The 22,611-nt window shown below is 69.0% G+C and carries 26 protein-coding genes and 1 pseudogene; 17 read left to right on the top strand and 10 right to left on the bottom strand.

Annotated features, from left to right (window positions below):
- Window position 1: 1 nt before the first annotated feature.
- Together rplO and sppA are read left to right on the top strand one after the other, a co-directional pair.
- Window positions 2–445 carry a 50S ribosomal protein L15 gene (rplO, locus tag ACKOB8_RS06650; protein ID WP_526376425.1) on the top strand — a complete coding sequence of 148 codons (444 nt, stop codon included), beginning with the start codon at window positions 2–4 and terminating at the stop codon, window positions 443–445.
- A 47-nt stretch (window positions 446–492) separates the two neighbouring features.
- On the top strand, window positions 493–2,166 hold the full coding sequence (gene sppA / locus ACKOB8_RS06645; RefSeq protein ID WP_526376424.1) for a signal peptide peptidase SppA: 1,674 nt from the start codon (window positions 493–495) through the stop codon (window positions 2,164–2,166).
- Here the strand turns inward: sppA and ACKOB8_RS06640 are convergent, their stop codons facing one another.
- Window positions 2,167–3,075, bottom strand: coding sequence for a class I SAM-dependent methyltransferase (locus ACKOB8_RS06640; RefSeq protein ID WP_526376423.1), 909 nt, complete (start codon window positions 3,073–3,075; stop codon window positions 2,167–2,169).
- 217 nt (window positions 3,076–3,292) lie between these two features.
- Between ACKOB8_RS06640 and secY the strand changes: the two genes are divergently transcribed.
- Genes secY through map form a run of 3 tightly spaced genes read left to right on the top strand, consistent with a single transcriptional unit; the run spans window position 3,293 to window position 5,976 of the window.
- Complete coding sequence (secY, locus tag ACKOB8_RS06635; protein WP_526376422.1) at window positions 3,293–4,618, top strand: preprotein translocase subunit SecY; 1,326 nt, start codon at window positions 3,293–3,295, stop codon at window positions 4,616–4,618.
- A 7-nt stretch (window positions 4,619–4,625) separates the two neighbouring features.
- On the top strand, window positions 4,626–5,171 hold the full coding sequence (locus ACKOB8_RS06630; protein WP_526376421.1) for an adenylate kinase: 546 nt from the start codon (window positions 4,626–4,628) through the stop codon (window positions 5,169–5,171).
- A 7-nt stretch (window positions 5,172–5,178) separates the two neighbouring features.
- Complete coding sequence (gene map / locus ACKOB8_RS06625) at window positions 5,179–5,976, top strand: type I methionyl aminopeptidase (protein ID WP_526376420.1); 798 nt, start codon at window positions 5,179–5,181, stop codon at window positions 5,974–5,976.
- 36 nt (window positions 5,977–6,012) lie between these two features.
- On the opposite strand, the pseudogene ACKOB8_RS06620 reads toward map, so the two are convergent.
- Window positions 6,013–7,347, bottom strand: a pseudogene (locus ACKOB8_RS06620) (HNH endonuclease signature motif containing protein); the annotation flags it as partial.
- 123 nt (window positions 7,348–7,470) lie between these two features.
- Between ACKOB8_RS06620 and ACKOB8_RS06615 the strand changes: the two are divergent.
- Window positions 7,471–7,965 (top strand): MarR family winged helix-turn-helix transcriptional regulator, encoded by a 495-nt coding sequence (locus ACKOB8_RS06615; RefSeq protein WP_526376419.1) that lies wholly within the window; start codon window positions 7,471–7,473, stop codon window positions 7,963–7,965.
- A gap of 17 nt (window positions 7,966–7,982) precedes the next feature.
- Here the strand turns inward: ACKOB8_RS06615 and mmsB are convergent, their stop codons facing one another.
- From mmsB to rfbB, 5 genes are read right to left on the bottom strand one after another with little or no spacing between them, the layout of a single operon-like run.
- Window positions 7,983–8,855: a 3-hydroxyisobutyrate dehydrogenase gene (gene mmsB / locus ACKOB8_RS06610; protein ID WP_526376418.1), complete on the bottom strand. Its 873-nt coding sequence runs from the start codon at window positions 8,853–8,855 to the stop codon at window positions 7,983–7,985.
- A 10-nt stretch (window positions 8,856–8,865) separates the two neighbouring features.
- The gene (locus tag ACKOB8_RS06605) at window positions 8,866–10,029 is read right to left on the bottom strand and encodes an acyl-CoA dehydrogenase family protein (protein WP_526376471.1); all 1,164 of its coding nucleotides are present in this window, start codon (window positions 10,027–10,029) and stop codon (window positions 8,866–8,868) included.
- Between the two features lie 15 nt (window positions 10,030–10,044).
- On the bottom strand, window positions 10,045–11,565 hold the full coding sequence (locus tag ACKOB8_RS06600; protein ID WP_526376417.1) for a CoA-acylating methylmalonate-semialdehyde dehydrogenase: 1,521 nt from the start codon (window positions 11,563–11,565) through the stop codon (window positions 10,045–10,047).
- Window positions 11,566–11,597: 32 nt separating this feature from the next.
- A complete protein-coding gene (rfbC, locus tag ACKOB8_RS06595) occupies window positions 11,598–12,191 on the bottom strand; it encodes a dTDP-4-dehydrorhamnose 3,5-epimerase (protein WP_526376416.1) in 594 nt (197 codons plus the stop codon).
- Window position 12,192: 1 nt separating this feature from the next.
- Window positions 12,193–13,188: a dTDP-glucose 4,6-dehydratase gene (gene rfbB / locus ACKOB8_RS06590; protein ID WP_526376415.1), complete on the bottom strand. Its 996-nt coding sequence runs from the start codon at window positions 13,186–13,188 to the stop codon at window positions 12,193–12,195.
- 198 nt (window positions 13,189–13,386) lie between these two features.
- Here rfbB and infA point away from each other — a divergent pair, with 198 nt between their 5' ends.
- From infA to truA, 8 genes are all read left to right on the top strand, one after another.
- A complete protein-coding gene (infA, locus tag ACKOB8_RS06585; protein ID WP_213516935.1) occupies window positions 13,387–13,608 on the top strand; it encodes a translation initiation factor IF-1 in 222 nt (73 codons plus the stop codon).
- 31 nt (window positions 13,609–13,639) lie between these two features.
- Window positions 13,640–13,753, top strand: coding sequence for a 50S ribosomal protein L36 (rpmJ, locus tag ACKOB8_RS06580; RefSeq protein WP_003879483.1), 114 nt, complete (start codon window positions 13,640–13,642; stop codon window positions 13,751–13,753).
- 138 nt (window positions 13,754–13,891) lie between these two features.
- Window positions 13,892–14,266 carry a 30S ribosomal protein S13 gene (gene rpsM, locus ACKOB8_RS06575; protein WP_526376414.1) on the top strand — a complete coding sequence of 125 codons (375 nt, stop codon included), beginning with the start codon at window positions 13,892–13,894 and terminating at the stop codon, window positions 14,264–14,266.
- 3 nt (window positions 14,267–14,269) lie between these two features.
- Entirely contained in the window at window positions 14,270–14,704 is a 435-nt protein-coding gene (gene rpsK, locus ACKOB8_RS06570; protein ID WP_526376413.1) for a 30S ribosomal protein S11, read from the top strand.
- A 14-nt stretch (window positions 14,705–14,718) separates the two neighbouring features.
- A complete protein-coding gene (gene rpsD, locus ACKOB8_RS06565; RefSeq protein WP_526376412.1) occupies window positions 14,719–15,324 on the top strand; it encodes a 30S ribosomal protein S4 in 606 nt (201 codons plus the stop codon).
- Between the two features lie 63 nt (window positions 15,325–15,387).
- A complete protein-coding gene (locus ACKOB8_RS06560) occupies window positions 15,388–16,440 on the top strand; it encodes a DNA-directed RNA polymerase subunit alpha (protein WP_526376411.1) in 1,053 nt (350 codons plus the stop codon).
- 29 nt (window positions 16,441–16,469) lie between these two features.
- Complete coding sequence (rplQ, locus tag ACKOB8_RS06555; RefSeq protein WP_526376410.1) at window positions 16,470–17,069, top strand: 50S ribosomal protein L17; 600 nt, start codon at window positions 16,470–16,472, stop codon at window positions 17,067–17,069.
- The gene (truA, locus tag ACKOB8_RS06550) at window positions 16,960–17,928 is read left to right on the top strand and encodes a tRNA pseudouridine(38-40) synthase TruA (protein WP_526376409.1); all 969 of its coding nucleotides are present in this window, start codon (window positions 16,960–16,962) and stop codon (window positions 17,926–17,928) included. The genes rplQ and truA overlap by 110 nt, the downstream gene beginning before the upstream one ends.
- A 5-nt stretch (window positions 17,929–17,933) precedes the next feature.
- On the opposite strand, the gene ACKOB8_RS06545 is transcribed toward truA, so the two are convergent.
- Genes ACKOB8_RS06545 through ACKOB8_RS06535 form a run of 3 tightly spaced genes read right to left on the bottom strand, consistent with a single transcriptional unit; the run spans window position 17,934 to window position 19,991 of the window.
- The gene (locus tag ACKOB8_RS06545; protein WP_526376408.1) at window positions 17,934–18,590 is read right to left on the bottom strand and encodes a cutinase family protein; all 657 of its coding nucleotides are present in this window, start codon (window positions 18,588–18,590) and stop codon (window positions 17,934–17,936) included.
- Window positions 18,591–18,635: 45 nt separating this feature from the next.
- Window positions 18,636–19,310 carry a cutinase family protein gene (locus ACKOB8_RS06540; RefSeq protein ID WP_526376407.1) on the bottom strand — a complete coding sequence of 225 codons (675 nt, stop codon included), beginning with the start codon at window positions 19,308–19,310 and terminating at the stop codon, window positions 18,636–18,638.
- Between the two features lie 45 nt (window positions 19,311–19,355).
- Window positions 19,356–19,991 (bottom strand): cutinase family protein, encoded by a 636-nt coding sequence (locus tag ACKOB8_RS06535; RefSeq protein WP_526376406.1) that lies wholly within the window; start codon window positions 19,989–19,991, stop codon window positions 19,356–19,358.
- 81 nt (window positions 19,992–20,072) lie between these two features.
- Between ACKOB8_RS06535 and ACKOB8_RS06530 the strand changes: the two genes are divergently transcribed.
- The 3 genes from ACKOB8_RS06530 to rpsI all read left to right on the top strand — a co-directional run bounded on the left by ACKOB8_RS06530 (window position 20,073) and on the right by rpsI (window position 22,608).
- Window positions 20,073–21,317, top strand: coding sequence for a type VII secretion-associated protein (locus tag ACKOB8_RS06530; RefSeq protein ID WP_526376405.1), 1,245 nt, complete (start codon window positions 20,073–20,075; stop codon window positions 21,315–21,317).
- A 290-nt stretch (window positions 21,318–21,607) separates the two neighbouring features.
- Window positions 21,608–22,075 (top strand): 50S ribosomal protein L13, encoded by a 468-nt coding sequence (gene rplM / locus ACKOB8_RS06525; RefSeq protein ID WP_526376404.1) that lies wholly within the window; start codon window positions 21,608–21,610, stop codon window positions 22,073–22,075.
- A 23-nt stretch (window positions 22,076–22,098) separates the two neighbouring features.
- The gene (gene rpsI / locus ACKOB8_RS06520; RefSeq protein ID WP_526376470.1) at window positions 22,099–22,608 is read left to right on the top strand and encodes a 30S ribosomal protein S9; all 510 of its coding nucleotides are present in this window, start codon (window positions 22,099–22,101) and stop codon (window positions 22,606–22,608) included.
- The last annotated feature ends 3 nt before the right edge of the window (window positions 22,609–22,611 follow it).

The following is a 22,611-nucleotide window of genomic DNA, read 5'->3' as shown; positions in this document are numbered from 1 at the left end:
GATGACGATCAAACTGCACGACCTCAAGCCCGCGCCGGGTTCCAAGACCCGCAAGACCCGGGTCGGCCGCGGCGAGGGATCCAAAGGCAAGACCGCCGGCCGCGGCACCAAGGGCTCGAAGGCCCGCAAGAACGTGCCGGCGAGCTTCGAGGGCGGCCAGATGCCCATCCACATGCGGCTGCCGAAACTGAAGGGCTTCCGCAACCGGTTCGGCACCACCTACGAGGTGGTCAACGTCGCCGACCTCAACCGGCTGTACCCCGCCGGTGGCGACGTCACCCCCGCCGACCTCGTCGCCAAGGGTGCGGTTCGCAGGAACACCTTGGTCAAGGTCCTCGGTAACGGCAAGCTGACGGTGAAGGTCGACGTCACCGCGCACAAGTTCAGCGGCAGCGCGCGCGAAAAGATCGCCGCCGCGGGCGGATCAGCAACGGAGATGTCCTGAAGTCTCCTAGGTTCGCGTTCCTGCCCGTCCCCGGCGAGTTACGGGGCTTGGCGCGCAGGGTCGACACCGCCCGCCACCGCGGGGTGCCGGGCGGCTGCATTCTCGAGTTCGATCTTCAGTCGGTGCCACCGGAGACCGCGGGGTTCGACCCGCTGCGCATCCTCAGCGGAACCGGCCGGCCGCTGCAGCTGCGCGACGCCGTCGCCGCCCTGCACCGCGCGGCCGAGGACCCCCGGGTCGCGGGATTGATCGCCCGGGTGCAACTCGCGGCCGCCCCGCCGGGAGCGGTCCAGGAACTTCGCGACGCCATCGCCGCCTTCACGGCGGTGAAGCCGTCCCTGGCCTGGGCGGAGACCTACCCCGGCACGCTCTCCTACTACCTCGCGACGGCATTCTCCGAGATCTGGATGCAGCCGTCGGGGACCGTGGGCCTGATCGGCTTCGCGACCAACGCGCTGTTCCTCCGGGACGCCCTGGACAAGGTCGGGATCGAGGCGCAGTTCGTGGCCCGGGGCGAGTACAAGTCGGCGGCGAATCTCTTCACCGAGGATCGCTATACCGACGCCCACCGGGAAGCTGACTCCCGACTGATCGAGAGCATGCACAATCAGGTCTGGACCGGCATCGCCGAGGCGCGCGGAATCGACGAGTCCGCGCTGGAGGCGCTGGCGGACCGGGCCCCGCTGCTCCGCGAAGATGCGATCGCCGCGAAGTTGTTGGACCGCATCGGTTTTCGTGACGAGGCCTATGCCCACATTGCTGAGCTGACCGGCACCGAGTGCGCAGATCCCGACGACGAGGAAGCCCCGCCCAGGCTGTTCCTCTCCCGCTACGCGCAGACCCGCAAACCGGCCCCTGCGATTCCGGGCCGCAAGCAGAATCCGCTGATCGCGGTGGTGACGGTTGCCGGGCCGATCGTCAGTGGCCGGGGAGGGCCCCAGCTGCTGCCCGGTCGCTCCAGCGCCGGGGCGGACACCGTTGCCGCGGCGCTCCGCGAAGCCGCAGCCGACGACGAGGTGAAGGCGGTCGTGGTGCGCGTCGACAGCCCGGGCGGATCGGTGACCGGGTCGGAGACGATCTGGCGTGAGGTGTGCCGGGCCCGGTCGGGCGGCAAGCCGGTGGTCGCGTCCATGGGAGCCGTGGCCGCCTCCGGCGGCTACTACGTGGCGATGGCTGCCGAGAAGATCGTGGCCAATCCGGCGACGATCACCGGATCGATCGGTGTCGTGACCGGGAAACTGGTCGCCCGCGAACTCAAGGATCGGCTGGGCGTGGGCTCGGACTCCGTGCGGACCAACTCCAATGCCGACGCGTGGTCGCCGAACGCGCCGTTCACCCCGGAGCAACAGGCGCTGGTCGAAGCCGAGGCGGATCTGTTCTACACGGACTTCGTTCGCCGCGTCGCCGAGGCGCGCGGTCTGTCGGAGGAGGCCGTCGAGGCGGTGGCTCGAGGCCGGATCTGGACCGGCGCCGACGCCGCCGAGCGCGGTCTGGTCGACGAACTGGGCGGACTGCGTACCGCGGTGCGCCGCGCCAAGGTGCTGGCCGGGTTGGACGCCGACGCCGAGGTACGACTGATCGGTTACCCGGGCGCCTCGGTGCTGGATTACCTGCGGCCCAAGGCTTCCTCGCAGCCGGCCGCGGCGCTGCTGGCCGAGGCCGTGGGCGTGCTGCTCACCGACCGGACGACGGCGCTGTGGGTGGGGGAGTCGCGGTTCTGATCAGCGCACGGCGCTGACGTAGGTGATCTCGCCGAGCGGGTCGTAGTCGTCGCGATCCGGCGGCTGCAGGCCGCTTCGGAGGAACAGTTCGGCACCCGGCACGCCGGTGACCTGCCAGCCGATGCCGCGCAGGTAGTCCATGACATTGTTGCGGGGGCCCGAGTAGATCAGCGCCGGCATATCGAGGTCCAGCCCGTGCGCTCGCAGATTGGAGGCCATCTCGGTGGACCGCGTGGCGCCGAAGTCCTCGATGCCCGGGACGTACTCGGTGGCCACCGCGCTGCCCGGTGTGCTCAGCGCGGTCAGCGTGTCCAGCAGGCGGTCCTGGGCTTGCGGCGGCAGGTAAATCAGAAGTCCCTCGGCCAGCCATGCGGTCGGGACCGTCGCGTCGAATCCCTGTTCGCGCAACGCGGCCGGCCAGTCCGCGCGCAGGTCGATCCCCACGGCTCTGCGGGTGGCGGTGGGCACCGCACCGAGGCCGGCCATCGTGGTGGTCTTGAAGTCGATCACGTCGGGCTGGTCGACCTCGTAGACGACGGTGCCCTCCGGCCAGGCCAACCGGTAGGCCCGGGAGTCCAGGCCGGCTGCCAGGATCACCGCCTGCCGGATCCCGCGATCGGCGGCAGCGCTGAAGTAGTCGTCGAAGAATTTCGTCCGCATGGCCATTCCGGCCACCATGGCCTCCGCCCGCTCCTGGCCGCCCTCGCCGAATACGGAGGTGTCCAGGCGTCCGTCGAGCAGGTCGGTGAAGAACGGGATGCCGACTGCCCGGACCAACGGCTCGGCGTACGGGTCGTCGATCAGCCGGCGCTCATCCCGGGTGGCCATCGCCCGCGCGGCGGCGACCATGGTCGCCGTCACACCGACACTGGCGGCGAGATCCCAGGAGTCGTCGTCACGCCGTGGCATGCGCGAACCCGGGCGGTCGGACTGATTCGGCGGGTGGTTCAGCTAGGGGTGATATAGCTAGGTAGTATAACTAGCGGCGCCGGGACGGATTCCCGGCCGGCCAGGGGTAACTGTTAGTCTCGTAGACTGATCGAGCGCGCCGCGATCGGCTATCACACGCTGGCCAGGCCAGCCGCATCGGCACGCCGCGACCCTGTCCGGCCGCCCAGGAGGAAGAGTGCTTTCGGCTTTCATCTCGTCGTTGCGGACGGCTGACCTGCGGCGAAAGATCCTCTTCACGCTGCTCATCGTGATCCTCTACCGGGTCGGCGCCGCACTGCCGTCACCCGGTGTCAATTACAAGAACGTCAACGAGTGCATCGACCAGCTCAGCGGCGGCTCCGGGGCGCAGATCTACTCGCTGATCAACCTGTTCTCCGGTGGCGCCCTGCTGCAACTGTCGGTCTTCGCGGTGGGCGTGATGCCCTACATCACCGCGAGCATCATCGTGCAGCTGCTCGGGGTGGTGATCCCGCGCTTCGAGGAGCTCCGCAAGGAGGGCCAGGCGGGCCAGGCCAAGATGACGCAGTACACCCGCTATCTGTCGATTGCGCTGGCCCTGCTGCAGGCCACCAGCATCGTTGCCCTCGCCGCCAACGGCGGCCTGCTGCAGGGATGCAACCTCGACATCCTCACCAATCAGAGCATCTTCACCCTGATCGTCATCGTTCTGGTGATGACGGCGGGCGCCGGGCTGGTCATGTGGATGGGCGAGCTGGTCACCGAGCGCGGCCTCGGCAATGGCATGTCGCTGCTGATCTTCGCCGGCATCGCCTCCCGCATCCCGATCGAGGGCAAGACCATTCTGGACACCCGCGGCGGCGCGGTGTTCACCGCGGTCTGCGCGGCCACGCTGGCGATCCTGGTCGGTGTGGTCTTCGTCGAGCAGGGTCAGCGCCGGATCCCGGTGCAGTACGCCAAGCGGATGGTGGGGCGCCGCATGTACGGCGGCACGTCGACCTATCTTCCGTTGAAGGTCAACCAGGCCGGCGTCATCCCGGTCATCTTCGCCTCGTCGCTGATCTACGTTCCGCTGCTGGTCACTCAGCTGATTCAGAGCGGCAGCAGTAGCCCGGGAACCGGGTGGTGGGACCGCTTCGTCGCCAACCACCTCACCAACCCGGCCGACCCGATCTATGTCGCCATCTATTTCGGGCTGATCATCTTCTTCACCTATTTCTATGTGTCGGTGACCTTCAACACCGAAGAGCGTGCCGACGAGATGAAGAAGTTCGGCGGGTTCATCCCGGGCATCCGGCCCGGCAAGCCCACCGCCGACTACCTGAATTACGTGCTGAACCGGATCACCCTTCCCGGCTCGATCTACCTCGGCGTGATCGCCGTCCTGCCGAACCTGTTCCTGCAGGCCGGCAGCAGTGGCAGCGTCCAGAACCTCCCCTTCGGCGGAACTGCCGTTCTGATCATGATCGGCGTCGGCCTCGATACGATCAAGCAGATCGAGGGCCAGCTCATGCAGCGGAATTACGAAGGATTCCTCAAGTGAGGCACACGTGCGCATAGTCCTGCTCGGCCCACCGGGCGCGGGCAAGGGCACCCAGGCGGTGAAGCTCGCGGAGAAACTCGGGGTCCCGCAGATCTCCACCGGGGAGTTGTTCCGGCACAACATCGACATCGGCAGCACGCTCGGCGTCGAAGCCAAGCGCTATCTTGACGCCGGCGAGCTGGTGCCGGCTGATCTGACGAACGCCCTCGTCGACGAGCGGCTCGACGAGGCCGACGTCGCCGGCGGGTTCATCCTGGACGGCTTTCCCCGGTCGGTCGAGCAGGCCGAGGCGCTGCACGCGATGCTGGAACGCCGCAACGCCAAACTGGACGCCGTTCTGGAGTTCCGGGTGCCCGAGGACGAACTCGTCGCCCGGCTCCAGGGCCGCGGCCGGGCCGACGACACCGAGGACGTGATCCGCAACCGGATGAAGGTCTACCGGGACGAGACGGCGCCGCTGCTGGACTACTACCAGCACGAGCTGAAGACCGTCGACGCCGTCGGTTCGCTGGACGAGGTCTTCGCGCGGGCCCTGCACGCGCTCGGTCGCTGACCCTCCGATGGTCTCGCTGCCGGGCCTGCGCAGCCGCAAGAGCGTGCCCGCCCGATCCGCCGGGGAACTCGACGCCATGGCCGCCGCCGGTGCGGTCGTCGCCGCTGCACTGAGTGCGGTGCAACAGACCGCCGGCCCGGGGGTGTCCACCGCCGAACTCGACGACGTCGCCGAGACGGTGATCCGGGAGGCCGGCGGCATCCCGTCCTTCCTGGGCTACCACGGATACCCGGCGAGCATCTGCTCCTCGGTGAACGATCGCGTCGTGCACGGCATCCCGGCGGAGAGCGAGAAGCTCGTCGAGGGCGACCTGGTGTCGATCGACTGCGGCGTCATTCTCGACGGCTGGCACGGCGACGCGGCGATCACCTTCGGGGCGGGCCCGCTGACCCCCGCCGACGAGGCGCTGTCCGCGGCGACCCGGAAGGCGCTGGACGCCGGTATCGCGGCCATGGTGCCCGGCAACCGGCTGACCGACGTCTCGCACGCGATCGAGCGGGGAGCCCGCGCCGCCGAAGCCGAACACGGCCGCCGGTTCGGCATCGTCGCCGGCTACGGCGGACATGGCATCGGCCGCAGCATGCACATGGACCCGTTTCTGCCCAACGAGGGTGAACCCGGTCGCGGTCCGCTACTGGTCACCGGTTCGGTCCTGGCGATCGAGCCGATGCTCACCCTGGGCACCACCCGCACCCGGGTCCTCGACGACCAGTGGACGGTCGTCACCACCGACGGATCCCGTGCCGCGCACTGGGAGCACACCGTCGCCGTCACCGACGACGGCCCCCGCATCCTGACCCGGTGAGTTCGCCCCGTCGGGCTTGCCCCGGTCCGGCAGCAGTCGTTCGGGGTGGTGGAAGTCGTTGACTCCGCCGCGCAACCCCCGGCCGGGGGGCGGTATCCACGCGGTCCGTCCGTCCCGGCGTGTGCGGGTCCGCCAGCCCCCCGGTGTGATCAGCCCGTGGTCCGGCCCGCAGCCGAAGGTGAGCTTGTCGATGTCGGTGGGACCACCGGCGGCCCAGCCGTCGACGTGGTGCACGTCGCACCTGTCGCCCGGGACGTCACAGCCCGGCGCGGTGCACCCGCGATCCCTGGCGTGCAGGGCCAGTCGCTGATCCGCGCTGGCGATGCGCCTGGCGCGGCCGAGGTACAGCGGCCGCTCGGAATGCGACTCGAACACGCACAGGTAGTGCAGGGCCCGGCTGGCCATCCGGACCAGATCCCGCATCGGCAGCAGACTGCCGCCGGCGGTGACGGCGTGCCCTGCCGCCGAGCAGAGCTGATCGACGGTCGCCGTCGCGATCACCGTCACCGGCAGCCCGCGATGCCGTCCGAGACGAGGGTCGCCGAGTTGGCGGCGCACCAGAAACGCCAGCGCGTCGTGCTGGCGCTGGGCGTGGCCCCGGGCGTCGCGGTCAGCGGCGTCGCTGGTCGCGTCGGGACCGGGCGGGTCATCGGTGACCGGACGTTCGTCGGCCGGATTGCACATCCCCGGTGCGGCGAACTTCGCGAGCCAGGCATCCAGCAGCGCCCGCAGTTCGGGCGTCGCCACCAGCTTGCCGATGCTCATCCCGTCGGGGCGCTGGCTGCCGCTCCAGGTGAAGCCGCGGCGCAGGTCCCGGTCGGAGTCGCTGAACCGCCCGTCCGGATTGAGGGTGACGGCAAGCCGGTCGGCGAGCTTCTTCAGCTGGTCGGGCCGAAGCTCGGCGGCCTTCTCGACCAGGAATGCCTCGGCGCGTTCGACCTCGATCGGCGGCAGGTGCCCCGGCAGTTCGCGCAGGAAACCCTGAATCACCCGGAGGTGCTCGGGGTCCAACACGCCCGCCTCCCAGGCCTTGGCCGCAGCCGGGAGTTGCGGGGGCAGCGGCTCTCCGGTCAATGTCGTGCGCGGCCGCAGTTGGGCGGCGTCGGCCAGCCGGCGGCGGGCCTCACCGGGGGTGAGCCGCGCGGCGTCGGCCAGCAGTCGATGCGGTGAGCCACCCATCTCGTCCTCGCCGCGGCGGGCCACCGCCGCCACCAGGTCATGCGCGAGCGCGGTGAGCCGGCGCCGTCCGGTCTCGAGCCACTCCACGGCGCTCAGCAGGTCCGCCGGCGGTTCGCCGTCCCAGTCCAGCGCACCGAGGGCCTGCAGCGCCGCGTCCAACGACGCGAATGCGGCGACCCGGGTAGAACTCATATTCGAAAGCTAACGAGGCCCTCCGACGGGCGGCCGGTTCCCGACCGCGCCGCGCCCGGGTCATCCCCAGCCGCGATTTCATCCCCAGGCGTCGGGGCCGCCCCTGGCGCTACTGTTCGGCTGATGCCCGCCAAACCCGATCCGATCGCCAGCGCCCGCGCGAACTGGGAACGCGCCGGCTGGGGCGAGGTCGCCGACGGCATGGTTGCGGTGACCTCGGTCATGCGGGCGCACCAGATCCTGCTGGCCCGGGTGGAAAATGCGCTGCGGCCCTACGACCTGAGCTTCTCGCGTTTCGAGCTGCTGCGCCTGCTGGCTTTCAGCCGCACCGGCGCGCTGCCGATCACCAAGGCCTCCGATCGGCTGCAGGTCCACGTCACCAGCGTCACCCACGCCATCCGCCGGCTGGAGGCCGACGGACTGGTTAAGCGGGCACCGCACCCGACGGACGGGCGCACCACCCTGGTCGGCATCACCGAGCTGGGTCGCTCGACCGTGGAGGACGCGACGGCGACCCTCAACGAGCGGGTGTTCGCCGACATCGGGATGACCGCCGAACAGGCGCGCGCGCTGGTCTCCGCGATCGACGCCCTGCGCCACCATGCCGGCGACTTCTGAGTCGGCGCACCCGGCGGTTACCCGCGCAGGGTGCCGATCACCGCGCTGAAGTCGAGATCGGGGTGATCCTCGGCGAAGCGGGCATAGATCTGCGCCGCGTGGCTGCCCAGCGGTGCCGAGGCTCCGGTCGAGACCACCGCATCCATCGCCAGACCGAGGTCCTTGTTCATCAGCGCGGTGGCGAATCCCGGCTTGAACCCGTTGTTGGCCGGTGACGTGGGAACCGGTCCGGGGACCGGACAGTTGGTGTGCAGGGCCCAGCAGTTGCCGGTGGCCCCGGTGATCACGTCGAACAGCGCCTGCGCGGACAGGCCGAGCTTCTCGGCGAGCACGAATGCCTCACCGACGGCGATCTGCTGCACGGCCAGCAGCATGTTGTTGCACAGTTTGGCGGCCTGGCCCGCACCGGAGGCACCGCAGTGGGTGATCTTGCCCGCCATGGCTTCCAGGACCGGTCGCGCCGTCTCCAGGGCCTTGGCCTCGCCGCCGACCATGAACGCCAGCGTGCCGGCAACCGCACCCTTGACGCCCCCGGAGACCGGGGCGTCGAGTTGGTTGAAACCACGGTCGGCGGCGTAGGTGTGGACCAGCCGGGCGTCGTCGACCGAGATCGTCGAGCTGTCGATGAACAGCGCCCCTTCGGTTGCGGCCGGCATCACCTCGGCGTAGCACTCCTTGACCAGGGTGCCGTTGGGCAGCATGGTGATCACGACGTCGGCCCCGTCGACGGCAGCCGCACCGCTGTCGACGACGGAGACCCCCTTGTCACCGGCCGCTGCCCGGGCCGCGGGCACCGGGTCGAAACCGCGCACGGTGTAGCCGGAGTTGACCAGGTTGCCCGACATGGGTGTGCCCATGTTGCCCAACCCGAGAAACGCGATCACAGTCATCTGTTGTCCCTTATACCGACGCGCGGACCCGGGCGGCCTCGGCCCGCCCGATGACCACCCGCATGATTTCGTTCGTGCCCTCCAGAATGCGGTGCACGCGCAGATCCCGCACGATCTTCTCCAGGCCGTACTCACGCAGGTAGCCGTAGCCGCCGAGCAGCTGCAGAGCCTGATCAGCCACCTCGAAGCAGGAATCGGTGACATATCGTTTGGCCATCGCGCACAGGGTGACCTTGTCGTCCTCGTCATTGTCGAGGGCCTCGGCCGCTCGCCACAGCATCAGTCGGGACGCCTGCAGGGCAGTCGCCATGTCGGCCATCGTGAACCGGATGGTCGGCTGGTCGATCAGTACTGTGCCGAACGCCTCCCGGTCGGCCACGTAACGCACCGCGGCATCGTAGGCGGCCTGCGCGCCACCGAGTGAACAGGCGGCGATGTTGAGCCGGCCACCGTTGAGGCCGTTCATCGCGATACCGAAACCCTTGCCCTCCCCTTCGGGACCGCCCAGCATGGCGTCGGCGGGCACCCGCACCCCCTCCAGGATCACCTGGGCCGTGGGCTGGGCGTTCCAGCCCATTTTCTCCTCGTTGGCGCCGAAACTGACTCCCGCAGTTCCTTTCTCGACGATGAAGGCCGAGATGCCGCGTGGGCCGTCAGCCCCGGTGCGGGCCATGACGACGTACACGTCGGAGAAACCGGCACCGGAGATGAACTGTTTGACGCCGTCGAGCACGTAGCTGTCGCCGTCCCGGACGGCCCGGGTGCGCAGCGCGGACGCGTCCGACCCGGCACCGGGCTCGGTCAGGCAGTAACTGGCGACCACGTCCATCGACGCCAGCCGGGGGATCCACGACTTGCGCTGTTCTGGTGTGCCATAGGTGTCGATCATCCACGCGCACATGTTGTGGATGGAGATGAAGGACGCGACGGCGGGGTCGGCGTAGGACAGCGCTTCGAAGATGCGGACCGCATCCAGGCGGCGCAGCCCGCTGCCGTCGACGTCCTCGCCGCAGTAGATCGCCGCCATGCCCAACTGGGCGGCCTCCCGCAGGACGTCGGCGGGCAGATGTTTGGTGCGGTCCCACTCCAGGGCGTGGGGAGCCAGACGTTTGGCGGCGAAGGCCGCGGCGGTCTCGGCGATGACGCGTTCGTCGTCGTCCAGGGTGAAGGACATGAGAGACGTCACCGGCTACTTCATCGTCGGGATGACGAACTCGGCGCCATCCTTGATGCCGGAGGGCCAGCGTTCGGTGATCGTCTTGACCTTGGTGTAGAACTGGATTGAGGCGGGCCCGTGCTGGTTGAGATCGCCGAATCCGGAACGCTTCCAGCCGCCGAAGGTGTGATACGACACCGGTACCGGGATCGGGACGTTGACGCCCACCATGCCGACCTGCACCCGGGACACGAAATCGCGGGCGGTGTCACCGTCGCGGGTGAAGATCGCCACGCCGTTGCCGTACTCGTGATCGGACGGCAGGGCCAGCGCCTCTTCGTAGTCCTTGGCGCGCACGATGCACAGCACCGGGCCGAAGATCTCGTCGGTGTAGATCGACATGTCGGTCGTGACGTGGTCGAAGAGGGTGGGCCCGATGAAGAACCCGCCCTCCAGGCTGTCGTCACCGAAGGTCAGCTCGTCACTGGTCTTCTCGCGGCCGTCGACGACGACCTCGGCACCGGCTGCCTCCCCGGCGTCGATGTAGCCGCGCACCCGGGTGAGTGCGGCCTCGGTCACCAGCGGGCCGTAGTCGGCCTTGGGGTCCAGGCTGTGGCCGACGCGCAGGTTGCTGATCTTCTCGGCCAGTCGCGCGCGCAGCCGATCGGCGGTCTCCTTGCCGACCGGCACCGCGACGCTGATCGCCATGCACCGTTCACCGGCGCTGCCGTAGCCGGCGCCGACCAGCGCGTCGACCGCCTGGTCGAGGTCGGCGTCGGGCATGACGATCATGTGGTTCTTGGCGCCGCCGAAGCACTGCGAGCGCTTGCCGTGCGCGGCCGCGCCGGAGTAGATGTACTGCGCGATGTCGGAGCTGCCGACGAAGCCGACGGCCTTGATGTCGGGGTGGGCCAGGATGGCGTCGACCGCCTCCTTGTCGCCCTGGACGACCTGGAACACCCCCGGCGGCAGGCCGGCCTCGAGGAACAACTCGGCCAGGCGGACCGGCACCGAGGGGTCGCGCTCGGACGGCTTGAGGATGAAGGCGTTGCCGCACGCCAGCGCCGGACCGGCCTTCCACAGCGGGATCATCGCCGGGAAGTTGAACGGGGTGATCCCGGCGACCACACCCAGCGGCTGGCGGATCGAGTACACGTCGATGCCGGTCCCGGCGCCCTCGGTGAACTCGCCCTTCATCAGGTGCGGAATACCGACGGCGAACTCGATGACCTCGATGCCGCGCTGGATGTCGCCGAGGGAGTCCGCGATCGTCTTGCCGTGTTCGAGCGACAGCAGCCCGGCGATCTCGTTCGCGTTGGCGTTGACCAGGTCGATGAACTTCATCATCACCCGGGCACGCCGCTGCGGGTTCCACGCCGCCCACTCCTGCTGCGCTTCGACTGCGGAGGCCACCGCCGTGTCGACGTCGGCGGCCGAGGCCAGCAGCACCTGGGCCTGGACCGCGCCGGTGCTGGGGTTGTAGACGTCCGCCGTGCGGGTGCTGGCCAGGGTGCTGCGCCGGCCGTCGATGAAGTGCGGGATCTGGGTGGTCATGGGGAGCCTTTCCGACGAGATACTTGCATATCCTAGTAACGGTCTGCGGGCCGCGCAAGGTGCCAGGACGGCAGCAGGCCGGACGCGCGCACCTGCGCCAGAGTCGGCGCGGCGGCGTCACGCTCCGAGAGGATCAAGCGGGATTCCGGCATCGGCCAGTCGATCCCGACCGCGGGGTCCAGCGCGGAGATCGTGTGCTCGCGCTCCGGTGTGTAGGGCGTCGAGCACAGGTACATCACCGTGGAATCATCCTGCAGCGCAAGAAAACCGTGCGCCAGTCCCTCGCCGAGATAGGTCGTGCGGCGCTCGACGTCGTCGAGCAGGACCGAGTCCCACCGCCCGTAGGTGGGTGAATCCACCCGGATGTCGACGACGACGTCGAACACCGCACCCTTCACGCACGTCACATACTTCGCCTGCCCGGGCGGCAGTTCGGCGAAGTGCAGCCCGCGCAGCACCCCGGCCGCCGACACCGAGCAGTTCGCCTGTCGCAGCTCGAACCGTTGGCCGGTCGCATCGCTGAACGCCCCCTCGGTGAACCACTCGAACAGCGCTCCGCGGTGATCGCCGTGCACCGCCGGGCTGATCTCCCATGCTCCGGGTACCGCCAAGGCACGCCAGCGCATGTCACCGACCCTGTTCGGCGTAGCGGGCCTCGGCCTGCTCCTTCAGCGGAGCCCACCACCACTCGTTGGCGCGATACCACTCGATGGTGGCCCGCAACCCTTCGGCGAAGTCGGTGTGCCCGGGCGCCCAGCCCAGCTCGTCCCGCAGGTCGCCGGGGTCGATCGCATACCGAAGGTCGTGGCCTGCGCGGTCGTCGACCGCGTCGAAGTCCTCGGGGTCGCGATCCATCAACTGCAGGATCAGCCGCAGCACGGACAGGTTGTCGCGTTCGCCGTCGGCGCCGATCAGATAGGTGCGGCCGATGACGCCGTCGTGCAGGACGCGCCATACCGCGCTGTTGTGGTCGTCGACGTGGATCCAGTCGCGCACGTTGGCGCCCGAACCGTAGAGCTTGGGTCGCCGCCCGGTCAGCACGTTGGTGATCTGGCGGGGGATGAACTTCTCGACGTGCTGGAAGGGGCCGTAGTTGTTCGAGCAGTTGGAGATCGTCGCGCGCACGCCGAAGGACTTGACCCAGGCCCGTACCAGCATGTCCGCAGCGGCCTTGGTGGCCGAGTAGGGGCTGGACGGGTTGTACGGGGTCGCCGCGGTGAAGCGGGTCGACCCCTCCAGCGGCAGCTCGCCGTAGACCTCGTCGGTGGATACGTGGTGCAGACGCACCCCGTGCCGGCGGACCGCCTCGAGCACGCAGTAGGTGCCCAGGACGTTGCTGCGCACGAAGGGGCCCGGGTCGGCCAGCGAGTTGTCCACGTGGGTTTCGGCGGCGAAGTGGACGACCGCGTCGGAGTCGGCGACCAGGCGGTCGACCAGCGTCTCGGCGGTGAGGTCACCCTCGACGAGCCGGATCCGGTCATCGAGGCCGGCCAGCGATTCCCGGCTACCGGCGTAGGTCAGCGCATCCAGGACCGTCACCCTGGTCCCGGGCCGCTCGTCGAGCGTCCGGTGGACGAAATTGGCCCCGATGAAACCGGCGCCCCCGGTGACTAGGAGCCGCATCGGCCAACCCTATCTCCCGCGGTAGCCCGGCCTGCCGAGGCCGTTTTGCCAGCAGCCCTGACGAGCGGGTATCGTGGGGCAACGGCGCGGTTTTCGTGCCGGCTACCCGCGTGCCCAACCCCGGATAACTTCCCTGGATCACGCCGTGCAGTCGGTCCGACGCCGCACCAGACCGAAAACCCCAGGACATGTGAGGTTATGGGCAAGAAAGACGGTGCCATCGAGGTCGAGGGCCGCGTGGTCGAGCCCCTGCCCAATGCGATGTTCCGCATTGAGCTGGAGAACGGCCACAAGGTGCTCGCCCACATCAGCGGCAAGATGCGGCAGCACTACATCCGCATCCTGCCCGAGGATCGGGTGGTGGTGGAGCTTTCCCCCTACGACCTGACCCGGGGCCGCATCGTGTACCGGTACAAGTAAGCCCGACGAGCAAGAACAGGATCTACCCGCCGTGAAGGTGAACCCGAGCGTCAAGCCGATCTGCGACAAGTGCAGGGTGATCCGTCGGCATGGACGGGTCATGGTGATCTGCTCCGACCCCCGCCACAAGCAGCGGCAAGGCTAGCCGCCCGACACAACTGAATACGACCTCCCAGTACCCGTGAGCAGACGCTCATCGCACGCCCGGACGGAGGCCGGGCCCCGGGACTTCCCGGGAACGGACTGGGACCAGACCTCCGCTTAGGAAGAGGAACGAAGCCCTGTGGCACGTCTTGTAGGCGTCGACCTGCCGCGCGACAAGCGCATGGAGGTCGCGCTGACCTATATCTTCGGCATCGGCCGGACCCGATCGCGGGAAATCCTGGCCGCCACCGGTATCGACCTGGATCTGCGCAGCAAGGATCTCAGCGACGACCAGCTCACCCAGCTGCGCGATTACATCGAAGGCAATCTCAAGGTGGAGGGCGACCTGCGCCGCGAGGTCCAGGCCGACATCCGCCGCAAAATCGAGATCGGCTGCTACCAGGGGCTGCGGCACCGCCGGGGCCTGCCGGTCCGAGGCCAGCGGACCAAGACCAACGCGCGCACCCGCAAGGGACCCAAGCGCACCATCGCCGGGAAGAAGAAGGCCAAGTAGACCATGCCACCAACAAAGCCACCAGCGAAGAAGTCGGGTCAGGCGGCCGGCGCCAAGAAGACCCAGAAGGCCCGTCGCCGGGAGAAGAAGAACGTCCCGCACGGCGCGGCGCACATCAAGAGCACGTTCAACAACACGATCGTGACGATCACCGACCCCCAGGGCAACGTCATCGCCTGGGCGTCGTCGGGGCACGTCGGCTTCAAGGGCTCCCGCAAGTCGACGCCGTTCGCCGCGCAGCTGGCCGCGGAGAACGCCGCCCGCAAGGCCCAGGAACACGGTGTCAAGAAGGTCGACGTGTTCGTCAAGGGCCCGGGCTCGGGCCGGGAGACCGCGATCCGCTCGCTGCAGGCCGCCGGCCTCGAGGTGGGCGCGATTTCCGACGTCACCCCGCAGCCGCACAACGGCTGCCGTCCGCCCAAACGGCGTCGGGTCTAGGAGGGAATCGACAGATGGCTCGTTACACCGGACCTTCCACGCGCAAGTCGCGTCGACTGGGTGTCGACCTCGTCGGCGGTGACCAGTCCTTCGAGAAGCGCCCCTATCCGCCCGGCCAGCACGGCCGCGCGCGGATCAAGGAGAGCGAGTACCGCACGCAGCTGCAGGAGAAGCAGAAGGCGCGGTTCACCTATGGGGTGATGGAGAAGCAGTTCCGCCGCTACTACGAGGAAGCCAACCGTCAGTCCGGCAAGACCGGCGAGAACCTGCTGCGCATCCTGGAGAGCCGGCTGGACAACGTCGTCTACCGCTCCGGTCTGGCCCGCACCCGCCGGATGGCCCGGCAGCTGGTCAGCCACGGTCACTTCACCGTCAACGGCGTGAAGGTCGACGTGCCCAGCTACCGGGTGTCGCAGTACGACATCATCGACGTCAAGGACCGCTCGATCAACACCGTGCCGTTCCAGATCTCGCGGGAGACCGCGGGGGACCGGCCGATCCCGGCGTGGCTGCAGGTGGTCGGCGAGCGGCAGCGAATCCTGGTCCACCAGTTGCCCGAGCGCGCCCAGATCGATGTGCCGCTCACCGAGCAGCTCATCGTCGAGTTCTACTCGAAGTAACGCCTCCGTTTAAAACCCCGACGGCATCAAATAGCGGGTGCCCAGAAGGAGATAGAGAAGAAGATGCTGATTTCCCAGCGACCGACACTGTCCGAAGACGTCATCGCCGAAAATCGCTCGCAGTTCATCATCGAGCCCCTGGAGCCGGGATTCGGTTACACCCTCGGTAACTCGCTGCGCCGTACGCTGCTGTCGTCGATCCCCGGCGCGGCCGTGACGAGCATCCGCATCGACGGGGTGCTGCACGAATTCACCACCGTCCCCGGCGTCAAAGAGGACGTGACCGACATCATCCTCAACCTGAAGGGGCTGGTCGTCTCCTCCGACGAGGACGAGCCGGTGACCATGTACCTGCGCAAGCAGGGTCCGGGTGCGGTGACGGCCGGCGACATCGTGCCCCCGGCTGGGGTCACCGTGCACAACCCGGAAATGCACATTGCCACCCTCAACGACAAGGGCAAGCTGGAGATCGAGCTCGTCGTCGAGCGCGGCCGCGGCTATGTGCCCGCGGTCCAGAACAAGGCTTCCGGCGCGGAGATCGGACGCATCCCGGTCGACTCGATCTACTCGCCGGTGCTCAAGGTGACCTACAAGGTCGAGGCGACGCGTGTTGAGCAGCGCACCGACTTCGACAAGCTGATCCTCGACGTGGAGACCAAGAACTCCATCAGCCCGCGCGATGCGCTGGCCTCTGCGGGCAAGACGCTGGTCGAGCTGTTCGGCCTCGCGCGCGAACTCAACGTCGACGCCGAGGGCATCGAGATCGGTCCCTCGCCGGCCGAGGCCGATCACATCGCGGCGTTCGCCCTGCCGATCGACGACCTCGACCTGACCGTGCGGTCCTACAACTGCCTCAAGCGCGAGGGTGTGCACACCGTCGGTGAACTGGTCGCCCGCACCGAGTCCGACCTGCTGGACATCCGCAACTTCGGTCAGAAGTCGATCGACGAGGTCAAGATCAAGCTGCATCAGCTGGGCCTGGCGCTGAAGGACAGCCCCGCGAGCTTCGACCCGTCCCAGATCAGCGGCTACGACGTGGCAACGGGTACCTGGAGCGCCGACAACGGTTACGACCTTGACGCCGATCAGGACTACGCCGAGACCGAACAGCTCTGATCCCTTACCCGGAGCGCTAGGAGATACCCATGCCCAAGCCCACCAAGGGCCCTCGCCTCGGCGGGTCGTCCTCACATCAGAAGGCGATTCTGGCCAACCTGGCCACGTCGCTGTTCGAGCACGGCCGGATCAAGACCACCGAGCCCAAGGCCCGCGCCCTGCGGCCCTATGCCGAGAAGCTCATCACGCATGCCAAGAAGGGCACCCTGCACAATCGCCGCGAGGTGATGAAGAAGATCCGCGACAAGGACATCGTCCATGTTCTCTTCGCCGAGATCGGACCGTTCTTCGCCGACCGCGACGGCGGCTACACACGCATCATCAAGCTCGAGGCCCGCAAGGGGGACAACGCCCCGATGGCCGTGATCGAGCTGGTGCGCGAGAAGACGGTGACCGCCGAGGCAACCCGGGTCGCCAAGCGGGCCAAGCGGGCTGCTGCGCCGAAGGCCGAGAAGCCCGCGGCCGCCGCGGAGGAGACCGTGCTGGAGGAGCTCGAGGCGGAGGACTCGGCACTCGCCGATGCCCAGACGGCGGAGGCCGCCCAGGAACACGCTCAAGAGCAGGCCGAAGAGCAGGCCGAAAAGCAAGAGCAGGCCGAAGAGGAGCAGGCTGAACCCGACAAGTCCTGACGCGTCGCAGGCTGCTGCGGAGACGGTTCGCCTTCGCCTCGATATCGCCTACGACGGAACGGATTTCACCGGCTGGGCGCTCCAGGACGACCACCGCACCGTGGCCGGCGTGCTGGGCGATGCGCTGTCCACGATCTTCCGGGTTCCGGTGCGACTGCTCGCCGCGGGGCGAACCGACAGTGGTGTGCACGCCTGGGGTCAGGTCGCGCACGTCGACATACCCTCGCAGGCACTGCGGAACGCCGATCCGCGGCATCCCGATCCCGACGCGCCGGAGTTCGAGGCCCTGGTGCGCCGGTTGGCCAAGTTCCTCCCCGAAGACGTTCGCGTCGTCGCAGTGAGCAGGGCCGCCCCGGGATTCGACGCCCGGTTCTCGGCGCTGCGCCGCCACTACGCCTACCGGCTCGCGCTGGCCCCCTACGGTGCCCTACCGCACCTGGCCCGCTACGTCACCCCGTGGCCGCGGCCGCTCGACGTTGCCGCGATGGTCTCCGCGTCACAGAAACTGTTGGGCCTCAACGATTTTGCCGCGTTCTGCCGGCACCGTCCCGGGGCGACGACCATCCGTGACTTGCAACGCCTGGACTGGGTTCGTGACGGCGATCAGCTGACCGGTTACGTCACCGCGGACGCCTTCTGCTGGTCCATGGTGCGCTCACTGGTCGGCGCGCTGCTGATGGTGGGGGAGGGCCGGCGCACCGCGCAGTGGTGCGCGGGGCTGCTCGGTGCTGATGCCCGGTCCAGCGACTTCGCCGCCGCGCCCGCCCGCGGCCTGACGCTGATCGGCGTCGACTACCCGCCCGACGAGCAGCTGGGGAACCGGGCGGCGACGACCCGGAACCTGCGCACGCTGGACTAGACGGGCTAGACCCGGGCGGCGGCGAACGCGGCGGCCTGGTCGACCAGACCACCGCCGATGTAGGCGGCCTGGAAGTGCGACGGCCAGTTGTCCAGCCAGGTCTGGGAATCCAGGTTGTCGTTGCACAGCGGGTCATCGGCGGTGCACAGGTCGATCGTCTTGGGACCCCACAGCGGATTGATCTCGGCGACCGGACCGAACACCTTCTGGGTGCCGTTGCCGAAGAGAGCGATCGCCGCCACGTGATCATCCATGCCCAGGGGAAGCGGGTTGTCGAATCCCAGCAGTGGCGACGGGACGGCCAGGACGATGTCGGTGACCGCTGCCCCCAGCGAGTAGCCGCCCAGCACCAGGCGGGTGTCGGGACAGTTGGCGGCCATGTACTGGATCCGCCCGCTCATGTCGTTGGCTCCGGGGACGAAGTCCACGTCGGCGGAGTAGTTGACCGCATAGGACCCGACGCTCTTGGGGGTCTTGGCCCGCAGCGAGTTGACGAACGCGTCGCCGATCTGACCGGGACCCGGGGGCTCCTTCGCGCCGCGAGCGAAGATCACCTCGACATCCGGGCATGGATCGGCGACGGCTACCGGACCCGGCGCGAGCACTGTCGCTGCAGCGGCAAGCGCCACGGCAAGTGCTCTGCTCAGGGGTGCACTGCGCATGCCCTCATGGTAGCTGAAAGCTAGTCGGCCTTACCAATTCGGCGTTCAGAGCAGGCCGAAGATGAAGCCGGCAGCCCGTCCGACCAGATCCGTCTTCTCGTAGCTGGTGTGCGCGAACGGATTGCGGCCCTGGGAGCAGATCGGGTCACCGGAGTTGCACAGGTCGATCGCCTTGCCGACGAAGGGCGGTGCCGCCACGGTGACCGGGTTTCCGAACTTCGTCGCGGGGTTGCCGAACACCGCCACCGCGGCCACCCGGTCGGCCAAGCCGGCCGGCAGCGGGGGCGCCGAGCCGACGTCGCCGACCCGTTCGCCCAGCGGCGGGATTCCCAGCAGCATGTCGATGACGGCCGCCCCCTGCGAGTAGCCGCCGAGGACGAATCGCGTCGACGGGCAGCGCTGCGAGGTGACCGCGATGCGGTTGGTGGCATCGGACGCGCCGTCGGCTGCCGCGCGGAAGTCGTACGTCGCGGGGTAGTTCACGGCGTACACGCCGAGCGTGCGTCCCCCGAGCTGAGCTCCGAGCTGGTTGCTCAGCGCCTGTCCGACGCGCCCCAGCCCGGGCGGCTCGTTGGTGCCGCGGGCGAACACGAACTCGACGTCGGGGCAGTCGGCGGCGTGTGCGGCCGGGACGGGCAGCAACGCCAGCGGTACGGCCGTGACGGACAGTGCGACCGCCGCCGCCCGCGCCCACGGTGACGTCCCCCGCGCCCTCTGCATGCGGCCCATACTCACATACCTCCGCCGTGGTTGGGAAACCACCGCTCAGAGCAGACGGGCCACGAACGCGGCGGCCTGGCCGGTCAATCCGTCGGGGGCGTAATTGCGGTGTGCGGGCACGTCGTTGCCGTCCGAGCACACCGGATCACCCGGGTTGCACAGGTCGATGGCCTTGCTGCCGTACAGCGGACTCGAGGTCAGCGGCAGGCCGATCTTCGACGAGGGGTTGCCGAACACCGCGACGGCGGCGACTCGATCGGCGACGGCGGGCGGCAACGGGTTGGTGAAGCCGACGACGGGGAAGGGCACCGAGGTGATGACGTCGATGACCGCGGCCCCCTGCGAGTAGCCCCCGAGCACCAGGCGGGTGTTCGGGCAGGTGTTCACCACGCTCTGGATGTAGGCGCTGGCATCGTTGGCGCCTTCCGCGGCGGCGAGGAAGTCGTAGCTGGCCGGATAGTTGACCCCGTAGACGCCCATCGAGCGGTTGCCGATGCGCGCCTGCAGGGCGTCGACGAACGACCCGCCGACGGTGCCGATCCCCGGCGGTTCCCGGGTTCCCCGGGCGAAGACGACCTCGACGTCGTTGCAGGCGACGGCGGCCGCCGGCGGCACCACGGGCGGGAACAGGGCGGCCAGCGCAGTGGTCAGCGCGGCCAGCGCGACGGGACGGAAGTGCACGGGGAAAGTGTGCCATCGCTTCGCTCCCCAGGCTGTGTATCGGCGCCGCGGCGGCGAGCCGAACCGGCCTAGCGTGGGCCGGTGCACCTCGGCGGATCCACTCCGGCCGTCCTGGAGATCGGTCCCGCGGTGGTCCGCGAGTTGAGCCGTCCCGATGCTGCGCGGCGCCACGGCGCGCTCGCCGAATCCGCACTCGCCGGGATCGACGACTCGGTGGTGCTCGTGGGGGATCGGCCGGTGTGCGTCGATGACCTTTGGCGGTCGCTCATCAGATCGGTGCTCGGCGGTCGTCGCGGATCGGTGGTCGTGGTGCACCCGTCGCGCTGGTCGCCGGAGCGGATCGAGCGGGTCCGCGCCGCGGCCGCCGCGGTGGCGCGACGGGTCGCGGTGACCGCGCGCGGGGAATGGCTGCAGGGCCGCACCGATGCCGCTGTCGTCGTGGAGGTCGACGCCGAGTTCGTGGCGGTGCGCAGCGCTCGCGCCGTCGCGGTGTTCCGTCGCATCCCCGATGCGCTGACCGATGCTGGCGTGGATGCTGCCGTGGACGCGATCACCGGCGACCCGGGCTCCCGGACGGGGACGGTCGTGATCGACGCTCCGCGCGGAGCCGACAGCACGGCAGCGACCGCAATCCGCCATGCCGTGCTCGACAACGGACTGCCGGCGCACCGCGTCGCTCTCACGACCGGCCTCATCGGTGCGCAGCCGGGTCACGGCGGCGGCCGGGATCGACCCCGCGTTCGGGCCGGACTGGCCGCGGCCCTGCTCGTCGCCGTCGGCGTGGCGGCAGGACTGTCCGGGAATCCGACCCGGCCGCATGACCCGCCGGTCGGTGCCGGCGGGACCGTGAGCACCACGGTGAGCACCAGGGTGGGCTCCACTGTGAACACCCTCGTCGAGGGCAGGGTGGCCGTGCAGGTGCCAATCGGCTGGACCGAGCAGCGGATCACCGGCGGGCCGGGCTCCCGGCGTGTCCAGGTGACCTCTCCCGACGACCCCACCCTCGCCCTGCACATCACCCAGTCCTTCACGCCCGAGGTGACCCTCGCCGAGACCGTCGAGTCGCTGCGGCGGGCCATCGCCAACCAGCCGCCCGGGGTCTTCGTGGATTTCACCGCGCAGGCCAGCGTCGCGGGCCGGGCCGCGGTGACCTACCGGGAGCTGCGCCCCGCCCGGGTGATCGGCTGGTCGGTGCTCCAGGAGGGTTCCACCCGGATCAGCGTCGGGTGCCAGAGCCGCCCGGGCGGCGAGGACGGCATCCGCACCGCCTGCGACCAGGCGGTACGTTCGGCCCGGGAACTGGGCGGAACCGAGCAAGGGGGGTGAGCGTCTAACCAGGTGTTCCGACGCTTGTGCGGTCCCGACGGAGGAGAGCCGTCGGGACCGCACAGGTGTCGGCCCCGCCGGGGCCGCCTGCCTCGGGCGTTTTGACCTGCATGGATCGCCGCAGGTAGGCTGTCAGGCTGGCGCGTGGTACGCCGTGGGTCCGATCAGGGCCGATGCGGCGTAGGCGGGTTTTCCGGGTCTGTGTCGGTCGCCGGGATTCCCGTGCCGACGTTGCCCGACCGGCACCCGGGTCGCCCGGGATCCACCCCGATAGAGGAGAGGTCAGCGCTGTGCCGTCTTCCCGGCCGTCATTCCGGCCCACCTATACGCCGAAGCCCGGTGACACCACCCGCTCGTGGTACGTCATCGACGCCACCGATGTGGTGCTCGGCCAGCTTGCCGTCGCCGCGGCCAACCTGCTGCGCGGCAAGCACAAGCCGACATTCACGCCCAACGTCGACGTCGGCGATTTCGTGATCATCGTCAACGCCGACAAGATCGCCGTCGGCGGCGACAAGCTCAACAGCAAGATGTCCTACCAGCACTCGGGGTATCCGGGCGGTCTGCGGACCCGCACCCTCGGCGAGCTCCTGCGCAAGCAGCCCGACCGGGTCGTCGAGAAGGCGATCGTGGGCATGCTGCCCAAGAACCGGTTGTCCCGGCAGATCCAGCGCAAGCTGAAGGTCTACGCGGGACCCGATCATCCGCACTCCGCCCAGCGGCCGGTGAACTACGAGATCAAGCAGGTGGTGCAGTGACCGAGTCGACCGAGAACCCCGAAATCCCCGAGGTCTCTGAAGCCCCCGAAGCCCCCGAAACTCCGGCAGCCCCGGCAGCCCCGGCTACCGAGTCCGCTGAGACCGCCGAATCGGCACCCGCCGTTCACCGCGAGCCGGTCGTCCTCGAGGGCCCGATCCAGACGGTCGGCCGGCGCAAGGAGGCCGTCGTGCGAGTGCGACTGGTTCCCGGCAGCGGCCAGTTCAACCTGGACGGCCGCACGCTGGAGGCCTACTTCCCCAACAAGGTGCACCAGCAGCTGATCAAGGCACCGCTGGTCACCGTCGACCGGGTCGACAGTTTCGACATCCACGCCCACCTCAACGGCGGTGGCCCGTCCGGTCAGGCGGGCGCCCTGCGCCTCGCGATCGCCCGTGCGCTGATCCTGGTGCAACCCGAGGACAGGCCCGCGCTGAAGAAGGCGGGCTTCCTCACCCGTGACCCGCGCTCCACCGAGCGCAAGAAGTACGGCCTGAAGAAGGCCCGCAAGGCGCCGCAGTACAGCAAGCGCTGAGGC

The sequence above is a fragment of the Mycobacterium sp. genome (genome assembly GCF_046091765.1).
In the GTDB taxonomy this organism is placed as follows: Bacteria; Actinomycetota; Actinomycetes; order Mycobacteriales; family Mycobacteriaceae; genus Mycobacterium.
Note: the sequence above shows the minus strand (reverse complement) of the source record. Positions and strands in the feature narration are given on the sequence as shown.